Source organism: Anaerosalibacter bizertensis (genome assembly GCF_009696605.1).
GTDB classification, from domain to species: domain Bacteria; phylum Bacillota; class Clostridia; order Tissierellales; family Sporanaerobacteraceae; genus Anaerosalibacter; species Anaerosalibacter bizertensis.
Genome location: NZ_VULR01000002.1, coordinates 201,226 through 217,414, shown reverse-complemented (window position 1 = coordinate 217,414; position 16,189 = coordinate 201,226). Strand labels below are relative to the sequence as shown.

The 16,189-nt window shown below is 29.9% G+C and carries 18 protein-coding genes and 1 riboswitch; of the genes, 5 read left to right on the top strand and 13 right to left on the bottom strand.

Translation table 11 applies throughout. The annotated features are described in order from the left end of the window. Nucleotides 1-40: 40 nt before the first annotated feature. The 6 genes from FYJ27_RS02735 to FYJ27_RS02710 form a co-directional block, all read right to left on the bottom strand. Nucleotides 41-379: a hypothetical protein gene (locus FYJ27_RS02735; protein ID WP_154482755.1), complete on the bottom strand. Its 339-nt coding sequence runs from the start codon at nt 377-379 to the stop codon at nt 41-43. Between the two features lie 16 nt (nt 380-395). Beyond that, nucleotides 396-1,424: an adenosine deaminase gene (gene add / locus FYJ27_RS02730; protein ID WP_154482752.1), complete on the bottom strand. Its 1,029-nt coding sequence runs from the start codon at nt 1,422-1,424 to the stop codon at nt 396-398. 26 nt (nt 1,425-1,450) lie between these two features. Continuing rightward, nucleotides 1,451-3,583 (bottom strand): DNA helicase RecQ, encoded by a 2,133-nt coding sequence (recQ, locus tag FYJ27_RS02725; RefSeq protein ID WP_154482749.1) that lies wholly within the window; start codon nt 3,581-3,583, stop codon nt 1,451-1,453. Nucleotides 3,584-3,707: 124 nt separating this feature from the next. After that, nucleotides 3,708-4,208, bottom strand: a complete 501-nt coding sequence (gene thiW / locus FYJ27_RS02720; RefSeq protein WP_154482746.1) for an energy coupling factor transporter S component ThiW — start codon at nt 4,206-4,208, stop codon at nt 3,708-3,710. A gap of 19 nt (nt 4,209-4,227) precedes the next feature. Further along, complete coding sequence (gene thiC, locus FYJ27_RS02715) at nt 4,228-5,541, bottom strand: phosphomethylpyrimidine synthase ThiC (protein WP_154482743.1); 1,314 nt, start codon at nt 5,539-5,541, stop codon at nt 4,228-4,230. A 16-nt stretch (nt 5,542-5,557) separates the two neighbouring features. Continuing rightward, on the bottom strand, nt 5,558-5,983 hold the full coding sequence (locus tag FYJ27_RS02710) for a thiamine-phosphate pyrophosphorylase (RefSeq protein WP_154482740.1): 426 nt from the start codon (nt 5,981-5,983) through the stop codon (nt 5,558-5,560). A 70-nt stretch (nt 5,984-6,053) separates the two neighbouring features. After that, nucleotides 6,054-6,162, bottom strand: a riboswitch (TPP riboswitch). Nucleotides 6,163-6,323: 161 nt separating this feature from the next. Here FYJ27_RS02710 and FYJ27_RS02705 point away from each other — a divergent pair. Both FYJ27_RS02705 and rpsD read left to right on the top strand, forming a co-directional pair. After that, complete coding sequence (locus FYJ27_RS02705) at nt 6,324-6,773, top strand: DUF441 family protein (RefSeq protein ID WP_154482737.1); 450 nt, start codon at nt 6,324-6,326, stop codon at nt 6,771-6,773. 339 nt (nt 6,774-7,112) lie between these two features. After that, nucleotides 7,113-7,712 (top strand): 30S ribosomal protein S4, encoded by a 600-nt coding sequence (gene rpsD, locus FYJ27_RS02700; RefSeq protein ID WP_154482734.1) that lies wholly within the window; start codon nt 7,113-7,115, stop codon nt 7,710-7,712. 44 nt (nt 7,713-7,756) lie between these two features. Here the strand turns inward: rpsD and FYJ27_RS02695 are convergent, their stop codons facing one another. Continuing rightward, complete coding sequence (locus FYJ27_RS02695) at nt 7,757-8,596, bottom strand: CvfB family protein (RefSeq protein WP_154482731.1); 840 nt, start codon at nt 8,594-8,596, stop codon at nt 7,757-7,759. A gap of 66 nt (nt 8,597-8,662) precedes the next feature. Next, nucleotides 8,663-9,127, bottom strand: coding sequence for a methylglyoxal synthase (locus FYJ27_RS02690; RefSeq protein WP_154482728.1), 465 nt, complete (start codon nt 9,125-9,127; stop codon nt 8,663-8,665). A 138-nt stretch (nt 9,128-9,265) separates the two neighbouring features. Between FYJ27_RS02690 and FYJ27_RS02685 the strand changes: the two genes are divergently transcribed. Further along, the gene (locus FYJ27_RS02685; protein ID WP_154482725.1) at nt 9,266-10,381 is read left to right on the top strand and encodes an amidase domain-containing protein; all 1,116 of its coding nucleotides are present in this window, start codon (nt 9,266-9,268) and stop codon (nt 10,379-10,381) included. 37 nt (nt 10,382-10,418) lie between these two features. On the opposite strand, the gene FYJ27_RS02680 is transcribed toward FYJ27_RS02685, so the two are convergent. Next, on the bottom strand, nt 10,419-11,000 hold the full coding sequence (locus FYJ27_RS02680; protein WP_154482722.1) for a TetR/AcrR family transcriptional regulator: 582 nt from the start codon (nt 10,998-11,000) through the stop codon (nt 10,419-10,421). 129 nt (nt 11,001-11,129) lie between these two features. Here FYJ27_RS02680 and FYJ27_RS02675 point away from each other — a divergent pair, with 129 nt between their 5' ends. Continuing rightward, nucleotides 11,130-11,309, top strand: a complete 180-nt coding sequence (locus FYJ27_RS02675) for a hypothetical protein (RefSeq protein ID WP_154482719.1) — start codon at nt 11,130-11,132, stop codon at nt 11,307-11,309. Between the two features lie 43 nt (nt 11,310-11,352). On the opposite strand, the gene FYJ27_RS02670 is transcribed toward FYJ27_RS02675, so the two are convergent. From FYJ27_RS02670 to FYJ27_RS02655, 4 genes are all read right to left on the bottom strand, one after another. Beyond that, nucleotides 11,353-12,444 (bottom strand): glycerol dehydrogenase, encoded by a 1,092-nt coding sequence (locus FYJ27_RS02670; protein ID WP_154482716.1) that lies wholly within the window; start codon nt 12,442-12,444, stop codon nt 11,353-11,355. Nucleotides 12,445-12,552: 108 nt separating this feature from the next. Next, entirely contained in the window at nt 12,553-13,035 is a 483-nt protein-coding gene (locus tag FYJ27_RS02665) for an AI-2E family transporter (protein ID WP_154482713.1), read from the bottom strand. 251 nt (nt 13,036-13,286) lie between these two features. Next, a complete protein-coding gene (locus FYJ27_RS02660) occupies nt 13,287-14,048 on the bottom strand; it encodes an AIR synthase related protein (protein ID WP_154482710.1) in 762 nt (253 codons plus the stop codon). Between the two features lie 9 nt (nt 14,049-14,057). Continuing rightward, nucleotides 14,058-14,567 carry an ECF transporter S component gene (locus FYJ27_RS02655; protein WP_154482707.1) on the bottom strand — a complete coding sequence of 170 codons (510 nt, stop codon included), beginning with the start codon at nt 14,565-14,567 and terminating at the stop codon, nt 14,058-14,060. Between the two features lie 201 nt (nt 14,568-14,768). Between FYJ27_RS02655 and FYJ27_RS02650 the strand changes: the two genes are divergently transcribed. Continuing rightward, a complete protein-coding gene (locus FYJ27_RS02650; protein ID WP_154482704.1) occupies nt 14,769-16,184 on the top strand; it encodes an alanine/glycine:cation symporter family protein in 1,416 nt (471 codons plus the stop codon). Nucleotides 16,185-16,189 lie beyond the last annotated feature (5 nt).

Sequence of the window (16,189 nt, the reverse complement as noted above, 5' to 3'; positions counted from 1 at the left end):
ATATAAAATAACTCTATACTATTAAAGGTAGCTTTTTATTTTAATAATCTTTATTCTCATATTTATTATATATACGTCTATAAACAATGACTAATATAAACAATCCTAATGTAGCTGATATAGCTGAAATTATTCCGCCTATATTGCTATCAAATATCAATGAAATTATAGCCGATATAATGAATATTAAGCCATATATAATCCACATAATCCCATTAGCCTTATTATATGCTTTTATATCAGAAATTTCTTCAGTTTTCACTATTGTTCCAGACCAAAAATGCATTGGTGTTTTTTTTTTTAATGCATATATGCCAATACAAATAAAAACTATAGCACATATAAATAAAATTACTGCTAATGGTATTATAGCCTCCATATAAAACACCTCTCGTTTAGGAAGATTTTAGGTTTTCTAACCCATTTTCTATTATTCTTTTTAAATAAGCCTTTTCTTCTTTAGGTAAGAATGTAGCTTCTGTTGAATTCTTTATAAGTTTTATTATATCTTCAATAGAAAATCCTAACTCATTTATTAAAAGCTCATATTCTTTATCCAATGAAGTATTTGAAACAGTTGTATTATCAGTATTTACCGTTACTAATATGTCATTATCTAAGAATTCTTTTATAGGATATTCATCTAATGACTCTACTGCTTTAGTCTGTAAATTACTTATAGGGCACATTTCTAAAAATATATTTTTATTTTTTATAAGTTCCATTACTTCTGGACTTTTTATAGCTGCTATTCCATGACCTATTCTCTCAGCATGTAAAAGTTCTATTGATTTAGTTATATTTTCATGTCTTCCAGTTTCCCCTGCATGGACCGTTATATTATATCCCTTTTTATAGGCAAGGTCAAAGGCCTCCTTGTGATTTTCTGGTGGAAACCCTTCTTCTGCTCCTGCTAAATCTACTGCTACAACCCCTTTTCCAAGGAACTTTTCTCCTTTTTCAACTAGTTCTATACTTTTCTCTACACTTTCATGTCTCATACATACCAGTATAGCATTTGATAGTATATTAAAATCTTCTTTAGCCCTTTCCATTCCCTTCAATACACTTTCTACAGATTCATCAAAGCTAAGTCCTTTTTCCATAAAAAGAAATGGAGCAAATCTTATTTCTACATATTTTACATTTTGTTTACTTAAGTCTTCTAAAAGTTCATATGTGATTCTTTCTATATTTTCTTTTCTTTGCATAACTTTCAAAGGATAAGAAAATCTTTCTAAATACTCAACTAATGAATTACACTCATCTACAACTTTAGCCATCTTCTCAAATTGCTCCAAGGAGATATCTTCCATATCTTCTCCTTCTTCTAATAACAGTTCATACATAGTTTCTGGTCTTACACTTCCATCTAAATGACAATGTAATTCGATTTTAGGAAGTTTTTTTAATATATCTTTCATAATTTTCCTCCTAGATTAATTATATTTTATGAATAAGTTCTTTTATATAATACTTTTTTTATGTCTAAGTACGAAATACTATCTGGTAATTTTTCTTTAATAGGTTTTAAATAACTTGAGCCTACTTCATCAACTACTTCCAGCACTTGTTTCTCTATACTTTCATCTACCATATTTGACCAATCTACTTTTTTTCCTTCGTTTTGGCATTTAACTAAATGATTAAAAATTGTTTCCTCAACTAAATTTCTTTCTTTTGCAATTTCTTCTATTGATTTTCCTTCAATATATAAATTATAGCTTATTTCATGGCTTTTTATTTTTCCACTATTTGATTTTGCACTATTATCTTTTTTCAACTTCTTAGGCGCATCTGAACCTGTTTTTTCCCTATACTCTAATATAGCATCTAAAAATATTTCTCCATATCTTTCATACTTTACATTCCCTATACCTTTCATAGTAAGCATTTCTTCTTTATTTTCTGGTAAATAGGTACACATCTCTCTTAGAGTACTATCTGAAAATATAACATAAGGAGGTACACTTTTTTTCATAGCTATTTCCATACGAATACCTCTAAGCTCTTTAAATAGCTCTCCATGTATAGGTAAATCTCTCTTAGGCAATTCTTCTTCCTTTTCTACTCTTTGATATACCTTCTTCTCTCCCTTTAGTATCTCCATAGATTTAGGAGTTAATTGGACAACAGGAAATTTTCCTTCTGTCATATGGAGGTATCCATCTGCTATAAGGAGTAAAATCATATCCTTTATAACTTTTTCAGTATATTCATCCATAATTCCATAGGTTGATAGTTTGTCTAATCCAAATTCTAAAATTCTTTTATCTCTTGAACCCATGAGAACTTTAGCAACCATAGTAGTGCCATATCTTTGTTCCATTCTATATACACAAGAAATTATCTTCTTTGCTTCTAAACTAATATCTTTTAGTTCCCTATCATCTAAACAGTTGCTGCAAAAATTACAGTTTTTATTTCCCACTTCATCGCCAAAATAATTAAGAAGCCTTCCCCTTAAACAATCTCTAGTATGGCAATAGTCTATCATATGTTGAAGATTTTTATATGATACTTCCTGTCTTTTAGGGTTATAAATACTTTGTTCAATAAGATATTTCTGTTTTATAACATCTTGAGGTGAGTATAGTAGAATACAATCACTTTTTTCTCCATCCCTTCCAGCACGTCCAGCTTCTTGATAATAGGCTTCTATATTCTGGGGCATATTGTGGTGGATTACAAATCTAACATTAGATTTATCTATACCCATTCCAAAGGCATTTGTTGCAACTATGACTAAAATTTTATCATATATAAAATCCTCTTGGGTTTTCTTCCTTTCTTCATTTGTTAGGCCAGCATGATATATGCCTACATTAAATCCTCTTTCACTTAAAAAGTTTCCTACACTTTCTACTTCTTTTCTAGTAGCACAATATATAATTCCCGATTCCTCAGGACTTTTTTCTAAGTAATTTAATATAAAAGATTTTTTATCTGAAGACTTTTTAACTTCAAAATATAGATTAGGACGATCGAAACCAGTTATTATCTTCAGTGGATTATTAAGATTTAATATCTTGCAAATGTCTTCTACTATTTCCTCAGTAGCCGTAGCAGTAAAAGCTCCTATTACTGGTCTATAATCTAGACTAGATATAAATTTAGGAATCTCCCTATAACTAGGACGAAAATCATGTCCCCATTGACTAATGCAATGGGCTTCATCTACAGCAACTAAAGGTATTTTTACCTTTCTAACGAAATTCAAAAATATCTCAGAATTAAGCCTCTCTGGTGCTATATATATAAGCTTGTATTTCCCTTTTATACTTTCATCTATTCTTAAGTTCTGTTCCTTTATAGATAATGTACTATTTATAAAAGTAGCAGGAATTCCAAATTCATTAAGTGCATCCACTTGGTCTTTCATTAAAGATATTAATGGGGAAATTACTAATGTGATGCCATCTAATAATAGAGCAGGAATTTGATAACATAATGATTTCCCTCCACTAGTAGGCATTATACCTAGTACATCTCTTCTACCTAAGGCCCCTTCTATTAGTTCTTTTTGTCCACTTCTGAATTCTTCAAATCCGAAATACTCCTGTAGTACTGCTTCTGCCTTCATTTAAATTTTCCCCCTTATAACCATAAAATAATACTAATAACTATTGTATCAAATAACATTTAAAAATAAAATAAGCCTATATCCAACAGGGTAACATTTCATTGGATATAGGCTACTAGGCCAGCTATTTAGCCTCTACTTGAAATTCTTTGTTCTTCTCCATTATTTTTAAAATAACTAAAGATAATATACTTCCTCCTATACTACTTAAGATAAAAGGATATATGAAGAAAAATGCTCCTACTTCATTTCCCATTATATATTTTGCAATTGGAAAAGCAAATAATCCTCCAAGGATTCCTGTCCCAAATACTTCTCCTACAGCTGAAATATATTTGTTTTTTGTATATCTATAAAGTACTCCAGCAAGAAATGCACCTATCATACTACCTGGAAAAGCTAATAGACTTCCTGTACCTAATATATTCCTTAAAAAAGATATTGAAAATGCTATTCCTACACTGTATAACGGACCTAATACTATAGAGGATAGAACATTTATAGCATGCTGAACAGGAAAACATTTTGAAACTCCAACTGGAATATATATTAAATTTCCAAGGGCTACTCCCATGGCTATGAACATTCCAGATATAGCCAACCTTTTACTCTTCTTTTCTACCATTTAGACCACCTTCAATTTATTAATCATCGTTTCTTAAAATATTTATATCTTTTCCGTCCATTATCCTATTCATATTCCTCACAGAACACATCTTTCCACACATTGTACAGCTATCCTCATGTTCTGGAGTAGATTCTTTTCTATATCTTCTTGCCTTTTCTTCATCTATTGCTAAGCTAAACATTTTCTCCCAATCTAATTTTCTCCTTGCTTTACTCATTTCTAAATCCCATTCTTTCGCTCCAGGTAATCCCTTAGCTAAATCCCCTACATGGGCCGCAATCTTTGAAGCAATAATTCCTTCCTTCATATCATCTAAATCTGGAAGTCTTAAATGTTCTGCTGGTGTTACATAGCATAGAAAATCTGCTCCACTACTTGCAGCTATAGCGCCTCCAATAGCACTAGTTATATGGTCATATCCAGGTGCTATATCAGTAACTATTGGTCCAAGAACATAGAAAGGAGCACCATGGCATAGTTTTTTCTCTAACAATACATTTGCTTCTATTTCTTCTATAGCTATATGGCCTGGTCCTTCTATCATAACTTGTACATTCCTTTCCCATGCTCTCTTTGCCAATTCTCCAAGAACTATAAGTTCTTCTATCTGTGGACCGTCTGTACCATCTTCAATACTTCCAGGTCTTAAAGCATCTCCAAGACTTATGGTCATATCGTATTCTTCACATATATCTAAAAGCTCATCATAGTATTCATAGAATGGATTTTCTTTATTATTTAATTCCATCCAAGCATATAAAAGTGATCCTCCTCTTGATACTATATTGGTAACCCTGTTATTCTTTTTAAAAACTTCAGCTGTCCTTCTATTCATTCCTGCATGAACTGTTATAAAATCCACTCCATCTTCCCCATGCTTTCTTGCTACATCTAAAAATTCCTTTGAAGTAATATCTTTTAATTCCTTATCATAAAAACCTACAGCATCATATACTGGAACAGTTCCTACTATAGCAGAAGACATTTCAACCAATCTTCTTCTAAATTCTTCAGTTTTTCCAAAAGAACTTAAATCCATTATGGCTTCTACATCCATATCTATAGCAGATTTTACTTTTTCAAGTTCTGCATCTACATTTGGACAATCTCTGGAAATACCTAAATTTACATTTATCTTTGTTTTTAGTCCTTCACCTATTCCCTCTGGACTTAGAGAATTATGTTTTTTGTTAGCAGGTATAACAATCTTGCCTTCAGCTATTCTACTTCTTAAAACTTCAATATCCATTCTTTCTTTTTCTGCTACCACCTCCATTTCCTTTGTAATAATTCCTTTCTTAGCTGCATCCATTTGAGTTGTATAATCCATTTTGAAACCCCCTTATTTATTTTTTAAAATCTGTTTCATCTTTCTTCATATTTAAAAAAACTTTCTTTTCCAATGTATATACTCTAAATCTTAATTCTTCATAGGCTTTTGATTCTTCATAATATTCTATGATTTTTAAGCATTCTTCAATGCTTCTTAACCCTTCCTCAACCCTTTTAAAATTAGAAACAATTAAATCTTCTATACTTCCTTTTCTATCTAAGCTACTTTCCTTTGAAGTTTTAAGTCCTACATCTTTTGAGGCCTCTCTACTTTTGATTAACTCTGTACTAGGAAAACCTTTCCTTACTAGATGGCGTATTTCCCTTAATTCTCTTGATATTTCAGCATCTTCAAATATAAATCTTTCTATATCCTCTATAACCCTAAGTCCTTCCGATACCCTGTTTATATTGGCATCTATTATCCTATATACACTCAAGTTAACACCTGCCTTTCAGACAAATAAAAAACTGTATATTCCAACAGAATATACAGTTAAGTATCAAAATAAATATAAAAAAACTGATCCCTCCGTTGGAATTACCCAAATCAGGTTCTTAGGGTCAGGAATAACATTCCTATCTCAGCCTATCAGTATAAGCCCCCCTTTAAGTTCCATATTAAGTTTTAATTTTAACAACTCCATCATATCATCTTTTAAAGATTATGTAAAATTAAATATATTAAATAAAAGATATAGTTGTATATTGATGTAACATATTTCCTAGGTATATGAATATTATATAAAGATACATATTATTTTGATTGGAGATATTTATATGACTAATAAGATTGTAATATCCATTATAATTTTAATATCTTTTCTAGCAAAAAATAAATCTATGGTTTTTGCTGGATTTGTTATTTTGTTGTTATCTTTTTTAAATAATGATAATTTAAATAATCTACCTAAAAACTATTTTTTAAACATAGGAATGACTTTTTTAATGATTTGGATGCTATCCCCTTTATTAGATAAGGAAAACAATCTACAACTATTAAATATGAAAAGCTATTTAAACATAGAAGCTATCGTTTCTTTCATAGTTGGTTTTTTTATTGTAATTATTGCTGCAAAAGGACTAAATTTTTTAAATAATAATCAATCTGTTTTAACCGGTGTAATAACTGGTTCTATTATTGGAGTAACCTTTTTTGGTGGAATCCCTGTAGGTATATTAACTGCTTCTGGTATAACTTTTTTAATAATAAAAATTATTAAACATTAACACTTTCCCATTAAAGAACATAGTCTTATAGTAGGAATTGGATTTTCCTATTCCTTATCAGGGGGTGTTGAGAGATGGCAGATAAACAATGTGGATGGAATAGAGGTTCTCCAGATACCTCACTATTATTCTTCTTTCTACTGCTAGTTGTTATTTTCTGTGACTATTGTTACGGATATTAGTGAAAAAAAGGGTCAGAGGCATATGAGCTATATGCCCTGACTTTTCTTTTTTTATTTTTATAAATGATAATAGTTATCATTTACATTAAGTTACTAATATGGTATACTATTATCGGTTTCAAATTATCGCGGCAAATATATTATTGGAGATGATAATTTGGCAACTATGCAATATCCTAGATTTAAACAATCTAGAAGATTAGGATTAAATGTTTGTGGTCATCCAAAAGCTATGAACAGGGCTCATAAAGGTACTTCAAGAGATGATAAAAAGCTTTCAAATTATGGAATGCAGTTATTAGAAAAACAAAGACTTCGTGCTTATTATGGAGTAATGGAAAAACAATTTCTAAGATATGTAAGAGAAGCAAAAAAAGCCGAAGAGCAAACTGGTCACGCTCTAGTTAAAATACTAGAGTCTAGGCTGGACAATTTAGTATATAGATTAGGATTTGCTTCATCTATCAGACAGGCAAGACAAATGGTTGTACATGGTCATATACTATTAAATGGTAAAAAGGTAGATATACCTTCCTATAGAGTAAAAATAGGAGATACTATTTCTTTGAAAGAAAAATCACAGAATGTAGAACTATTTAGGGACAATTTTTACTCCAGTTTCCCTATTAACTATCCTTATCTAGATAAGGATAAAGAAAATTTCTCTGGTAGATATTTAAGATATCCAGAAAGAGATGAAGTACCTATTGAAATTGATGACCAACTTGTAGTTGAATACTACTCAAAACTTATATAAATAAAAAAAGCACTTGGAGATTCCAAGTGTTTTTTTATTATAATTTATCTTTTGATTCTAATACCTTTTTTAGTAAATTCTATTTGTCTTTCTTTTAGTAGTCTTCCTACTGCCCTTTTAAATGAGCTTTTACTCATATTTAATTCTTTATAAATTTTCTCTGGCGAACTATTGTCATTTAATCCTAATTCACCATTGTTGCTTCTCAACTTTTTCAAAATTCTAGTTGCATCTCTGTCCATTTGTTTATATGATTTTTTTCTTAAACTTAAATTTAGTTTCCCATCCACTCTTACCATAGTTACCCTAACTTCTACTTCGTCACCAATCTTATATACACCATATAATTCATTTTTAGGAATTAGTCCATCATATTTATTATCAACAGCTACAAAAGCTCCCATATCATGGTTTATTCCATAGATTGTACCTTTGACCCTGTCATTTTCCTTATAAGGGGATTTGCTACTTAATATATTTTTTATTTTCATAGTAGCACAAGGTCTATTGCTTTTATCTATATATACTCCTACTAAATATTCTCTTCCCTTTTCAACTTTACCTATTTGCTCAGTAAAAGGAAGAAATAGATCTTTGTCAATTCCCCAATCTAAAAATGCACCTATTTTGGTATTTTGAACTACTCTGAGAAGCCCTATTTCACCAACAGTTAATTTAGGCTTCTTTGTTGTGGCTAAAATTTCATTCTTAGTTCCTTTATATATAAATACTTCTATCATATTTCCTTCCTTAGTATCTTTAGGCATTTCCTTTTTAGGAAGAAATATATCATCTTTGTTTTTCTCATCTTTAGTATTTAAATATAATCCTGATTGTGTTATTTTTACAACTTCTAATTTTTGTATTTTTCCAATTTCTATCATAATTCACCTTCTCTTTTTTATACTCTTATATAGCATTACATATTATAGAAAAATTATCAAGATATTTTATTTCCTATGCATTCTTTTAGAAAAATCTATTATTTTTCTATCATATTCTTCATACATTAATGGAGATGAAAGTAAAAAGTCTGCTGTCGATTTATTAGTTGCAATAGGTATATCATAGAGAACTGCAATACGAAGCAATGCTTTCACATCTGGATCATGAGGTTGGGCTGTCAATGGATCCCAGAAAAAAATCATAAAATCTATATCTCCCTCAACTATGCGGCAACCTATTTGCTGATCTCCCCCTAAAGGACCACTATTAAAAGCTTTAACAGGTAGATGGACTGCATTTGTAATCATCTTTGCAGTAGTTCCAGTTCCACATAAGAAATGTCTGCCAAGTTTGTCTTTATTAGTACTTACCCATTCAATTAAATCTTCTTTTCTATTATCATGAGCAATAAGAGCTATATGCTTTTGTTTTTTCATAGTAACTATTTGAAAATCCTTATCTACTTTCATATAAGTTCCCCCCTATGTAAGACTCCTTAATCACATTATACTATATATTTTATCTAATCTCCCAAAAATTATATTCTTAAGGAATAGTAAATAAATTTTATACATATAATCTTATGAGTATGTATCAGGAGGAATAAAATGATTGTTTTTATAAGGTTAAAGAAATTAAAAATTTTCTTTCTAGTTATAATCATCATATTATCTTGTCTACTTGGAGTCCATTTGTTGAATAACTTTTCTAAATCTTCAACTACATTTGCTAATAAAGATTTAGATACAGAACTACAGGAAATCTTTAATACTAGAAATCAGGCTTTGTTAGAAAAAAATATAGATATATTATCAGATCTATATAATAAAGAAGTTCGAAATGGACTATGGGCTTATGAACACGAGCTAAAAAAAATGGAGTGCCTTAAGAAATGGTCTGATAGGCAATCTGTCCAGTTCAAAAGAATCGATTCAGAAGTTATTTTAAGAAATGCTAAGAAAAAAGAAGATGGATATTCAGTCAATCTATTAGTTTCTACAGAATATGAATATGTATATAAAGATGATATCAATACAAGTAATTCCTTTAGAATAGGTACATATCATTCTTTAGATTTAATAAAAAATAAAGATAAATATATTATTACAAGGGAATGGTATACAGATCCTTTTGCTGATTCATTACATTTAGATGAAATGGAAAGTAAAGAAATCAAAGATACTATCTTATCAGGTAAACCTAAAGATTTATCTGATTTAAGTGAAAGAAGAAAAAAGGCAGTAGAATATGCATATAAATATAGTGGTGCTGCCAATTTACCAAAGTATGGCTTCCAGTATAATTCTGAATATAGAAATTATAATAACGAAGGAGGCGACTGTACTAATTTTGCTTCCCAAGTATTCTATGAAGGTGGTGATTTTGAAAAAAATTATACATGGAACTATAAAAAAGGATCTGGTAGTAAAGCCTGGGTAAATGCCCAAGCCTTCCATAACTACATGATATATAGTGGTAGAGCTTCTATAATTGCTGAAGGTAGCTATAATGAAGTTTTAAAACATTCATATGAACTTTTGCCTGGTGATTATATAGCTTACAAGAAAAAAGGAAAAGTGGAACATATATCTATTGTAACTGATATAGATTCTAAAGGATATTCTTTGGTAAATTCTCATAACTCTGATAGACATAGGGTACCTTGGGATTTAGGTTGGAACAATAAAGATATAATATTTCACTTGGTCCGTGTTCATTATTAAAAAAGCTAGTCCATAGGACTTAGCTTATATTTTTTTGTTAATTTATGATTTTCTTCACAGTTTCAAAAAGAATAGGCTTCATTTCATCTATATCCGCAGGCTCATTTAATATTATAGAGCTATAACATACAGAACCTGTCAACTCTAAAATAATAAACAATATCTTTTCAATATCATCATTGTGTAATGGAGATTTTTCATATCCTCTTTCAAACATAAGATATATTTCATGTATTTCTTCATAATCATTATAAGCTTTTTTAAATACTCCCCAAGATAAATTTTTATATATCAACTTCAACATAAGCTTATCTTTTCTTAAATATTCAATTATATAATCTATAAAATATAAAAGTTCTTCCTCAAAATCCTTAAATTCTCTGGCCTTCGTATGTCTAATAGCCTCGCTTAATACATGAGTGCTTTTATTTAAAATTATTTTATCCAATATATCGTATTTATTCTTAAAATATAGATAAAAAGTCCCTTTCCCTACTCCTGCTTTTTTTATTATATCACTTATAGCTGTATCATTTATTCCCTTTGTAGTAAATAAATCATAGGCCGCCTTATATAAAGAACTTTCCTTTTGTTTCTTGTTCTTTTCAACTTTAGACAATAAAAGATTCCTCCTTAATTTAAAGTATCACCTATCAATAAATATTATATCAAATTAATTATCTATTAGGTATTATTTTTAGGTATTTGGGAAATAATACTTATATATATGGATGAAAGGAAGATATATATGAATCAAAAATTTGTTGTAATAACTGAGGGAAAGTTTTCTCAACCTATGTCTAGGGAAGAAGCTGTAAAAACTGTTAAGGAATATGATCAAAAAGATATTATAGCATATGTAGTATCTGAAGAAGAAGCTAATAGAATAAAAACCCCTGATAATTTTAATGAACCTAAATGGAAATAACAAAACTGGACATGAAATATTTCATGTCCAGTTTTGTTATATATTACTTATACAACCTGCCTAAACTATCTGCACCTAATATAGCAGAATATACATCTTCTGGTTTTACTTCAAAAGGCATGTTATAAATAGTTTCGCCTTCAGCACATGCCAATTCAGCTACCTTCATAATGTCATCTTCTTTTATTTCCTTTATTCCCATATCTTCTAATGTTACAGGAAGTCCTATTTCTAAGCAAAAATTGATTACTTCTTCTATTTCCTCTATTGGACTATTTTCCAAAACTAATTGTACTAAAGTTCCAAAAGCTACTTTTTCTCCATGATATAGGTCATGGCTTTCCTCAAGAGCAGTAAATCCATTGTGAATAGCATGAGCAGCAGCTAATCCACAACTTTCAAAGCCTATTCCGCTTAAATAAGTATTTGCTTCTATAATATTTTCTACTGCTTTTGTAGATGTTTTATTTTCTACTGCTAATTTTGCTTTTAATCCATCATTTAAAAGGGTTTCATAACATAGTTCTGCAATGGCAAAAGCTGCTTTAGTGGCTTTTCCTCCTGCCATAGTGTTAGCATCAGATCTAATACAAGCCCTTGCTTCAAAATATGTGGCTAGAGCATCCCCTATACCTGCAACTAATAATCTGGCAGGAGCCTTTGATACTATGGATGTATCTACTAAAACTACCTCAGGATTCTTAGGTAACAATAGATACTCACTAAATTCCCCTTCTTCTGTATAGATTACAGATAATGCACTCGTAGGAGCATCTGTTGAAGCTATAGTAGGTACTATAACTACAGGGACATCATTATAATGTGCTACAGCTTTAGCTGTATCAAATATCTTGCCACCACCAACACCTACTACTACATCACAATTATTATTCTTTAGTACTTCTCCAAGTCTATCTATTTCATTTCTAGAACATTCCCCGTTGAAAGGTTCAAATACTAAATCAATATCACTACCCTTAAAACTTTCCTCAATTGTAGCTCTAGTACGTTTTATTCCATTTTCACTAGCCAATATTAAAATCTTATTACCTAATGAATGAATATGTTCATGTAAATTTTTAAGCTCTCCATTACCTTGAATATATTTACCAGGAGATATAATCACCCTTGTCATATTCTCACCTCTTTTATATTTTATAGTTCAATTTATAATATACCCTCCGCAAACCAATTTATAAACTAAAAATATGCTTTTTAAACAAAATTTTATAATTTATAATAATTAATTTCTTCTATCCCATTTCTTTTTTACTCTATATATTGAACTTATAATTACAGCTATCATAGGTCCAACTAAAACACCTATTGGTCCAAGTACTAGAGAACCTAATATTGTTGCTGCAAATGTATAAAGAGGTCTTATACCAATTTGATCTCCAACGATTTTAGGTTCAATTGTCTGTCTAAAAATAGATAAAATAACATAGAGTATTGCTAATTGAATACCTGTATCTGTATTTCCTTTTATAAAATTAATTATTGACCAAGGTACCATAACAATACCACTGCCAACAACTGGCATAATATCAAGTATTGCTATCACCAGTGCTATTAGTATTGGCCAAGGCATTCCTATAATTATAAGGCCAATACTAAGGACTAAAAAAGTTATTGTCATAAGTATTAGTTGAGATTTAATATATCCTTTAAGACCTTTTCCAGTATCATTAATTATCTCCATTATTAAATCAAAAATATTATTCAATATAAAAGCCCCTTTCTCCCTCTTTAATATTAGGTTTTATGATGGTTAAACTTCACTAATAAATACCCTTTACTTTATTGGTTAATCAATGAGTTTAATATTTCTTTATTATTCTATGGTCTTTTTTATAAATTAAACTAATTTTATATATTGTACAAAAAAAGATCCTATAATAATAGACTTTTTTTAATTGTCTACTATATAGGATCCATTTTAAATCCTTTGGTCTTTTAATAATTCCTATAATGTAATTATTTCATAGTCCTTTGTACAAATCTTCCTATTTTATTTACTGGTATGGAAAAGTTATTTTTAAATTCTTCATATTTATCTTCTTCTATAGATACCAATACACAGGTTGATGGTCCTGCTGATTTTTTAAGGTCTATATTTATATTTTTCTCTAATTGGAAATCTATATTGTTTGTTTTAGCCATTTCTTCTAATTCATATAGTATCCCTTTTGAACCTACTGGAAGAATCTCTTTTATGTATTCTTTTTCTTTTAGCTCTAATAATCTTGAAATATTCATTATAGTACTATTTTTGTCAGCTATTATTTCATCTCCTATTTTAGGTATTCCAACTACTGCAGAAAGTAAACCAGCCTGTGTATATGGTCTTTCCCAATTTTTCCTGTCAACAATCCCTATTATAGTTATACCCATTCCAGTTTGAATTACTGGGAAATTTTCTTCTGTACTACCTGTTATCACACTAGACATATCAAAATCTAGAGGTTCTAAGGCTTTCTTTATTCCATTTATTATCTTTTTCCCTGTATCATCCATTTCTACAGATAAGGTGTTTACAATTGTAATAGGTTCGGCCCCAAATGAAAGAATTTCCATAAGGGATACTTGAGTTGCATAATACCCTGTAACCTCTGGAGACACTTTCACTATATCCTTTTCTTTATTCCCTATTGCACCAGAAGAGTCACAAGATATTACTAACATTTGATCTTTATTTATATCTACTAATGTTAAATCTCTGTGTTTAGTTATTTTCATATTCTCACCCTATCTTGCTCGCTTTTCTATTATTTTATATATAATGCATGCTAGTATAATATTTACTGCAGATGCCAATGATAATGGTACTACCATAGCCATAATAAAGACTTTCCCATTTAAAGGTAATTGTAACCATGTAGTAATAGGCGCAAGAATCAACACTGACCCTATCCCATTTAACAATATACCTACTATGGATGCTATAATACCGTTAGATTTTTCATATACTACTCCAAATATGTAAGCAAATACTGCCATTTCCAATGTTATAACAATATGGATAGGAACTGTTAATAAAAAACCACTTGTAGCTGCTGTAAGTATATGTCCCAATCCTGCAACTAACGCTCCATATACTGGGCCTAAAAATAATGCTGCAAAAAATCCTGGCATTGAATCAAGGGCTATACTACCTTGTATTTTTATTAAAGAACCAACAAATGAAATTGCTATTAGCATACCAGTATATACTAGTTTAGTTGTAGTACTTCTAAGCTTTACATTTCTAGAATTCAATATTATCCATCCTTTCAAATATATTTTCTTCTCCTCATATATCTATTTTATCAGCGAAATCCTTAACTATCAATTTTATTTTCAATAGGCATTAAATACCATTGCTTTGATTTGGTAATAAGTTATTGAATCTATATGTTATTTTTGATATGATATAAACTTAATAATCAAAAAATTGCAATTGTAAAAGGAGGATAATTCATGACGAAATGGTTGAATACTTTAGTAGAATCTGCAAATACTTTTTTATGGTCCTATATATTAATCGGTCTTTTAATTTTATTAGGAATTTATTTTACTATTAAAACTAATTTTGTGCAATTTAGATATTTCCGTGAAATGTTTAGATTATTATCTGAGCAAACAGATAGTAAAAATAATGAAGAAGGTATTTCTTCATTTCAAGCTTTCTGTATCAGTGCAGCTTCAAGGATAGGTACAGGAAATATGGCAGGGGTTGCATTAGCTATTGCAATAGGAGGTCCAGGTTCTGTATTTTGGATGTGGATTATTGCACTAATTGGAAGTAGCTCCAGTTTTGTTGAAAGTACTCTAGGACAGATATATAAAGTAAAAGATGGTGACGAATTTAGAGGTGGACCAGCCTACTATATTGAAAAAGCTTTAAACAAACGATGGTTAGGTATTATCTTTTCAATATTAATAACTATTTCCTTTGGATTTGTATTTAATTCAGTACAATCTAACACCATAGCCAGTGCTTTTCAACAAGCATTTGGAATTAAAACATCTATAACTGGGCTCATTTTAGTTGTTCTCTCTGGATTAATCATATTTGGTGGTGTAAAAAGGATTGCCAATGTATCTTCCGTAATAGTTCCTATTATGGCTCTAATATATGTAGGTTTATCTATCTTTATCATGATAAAAAATATTACTTTAATACCAGAAATGATAAAAGTGATATTTACCAATGCTTTTGGTATAAACCAAACTATTGGTGGAACATTAGTCGGAATCATGCTTCAAGGTATAAAAAGAGGACTTTTCTCTAATGAAGCCGGTATGGGAAGTGTGCCAAATGCAGCAGCTGCTGCTGATACAAGCCATCCTGTAAAACAAGGATTGATACAAACCCTTGGTGTTTTTACAGATACCCTTCTAGTATGTAGTGCTACTGCTTTTATTATACTTTTATCTGGAATTTATAAAAATCCAGGAAATTTAACAGGGATTCAATTGACTCAAGCTGCTGTATCATCCCAAGTTGGTTCTTGGGGAAATTCATTTATAGCTGTCTCTATTTTCTTATTTGCCTTTAGCTCTATTATAGGTAATTATTACTATGGTGAAACAAATATAGAATTTATTAAATCAAATAAATCTATTCTTTTTATTTATAGAATTATTGTTCTATGTATGATCATGCTAGGTTCTATAGCTGAACTTTCAACTGTTTGGAATATGGCAGATCTTTTCATGGGACTCATGGCTGTAATAAACTTAGTTGTAATAGCTAAGCTAGGACCTATTGTTTATGAATCACTTAAAGACTATACAAGGCAAAGAGAAGAAGGAAAAAATCCTGTTTTCAAAGCAAGTTCTATACCTGGACTTAAAAATGTAGATTTTTGGAAAGAGGAGCATAAAAAATAGTCATT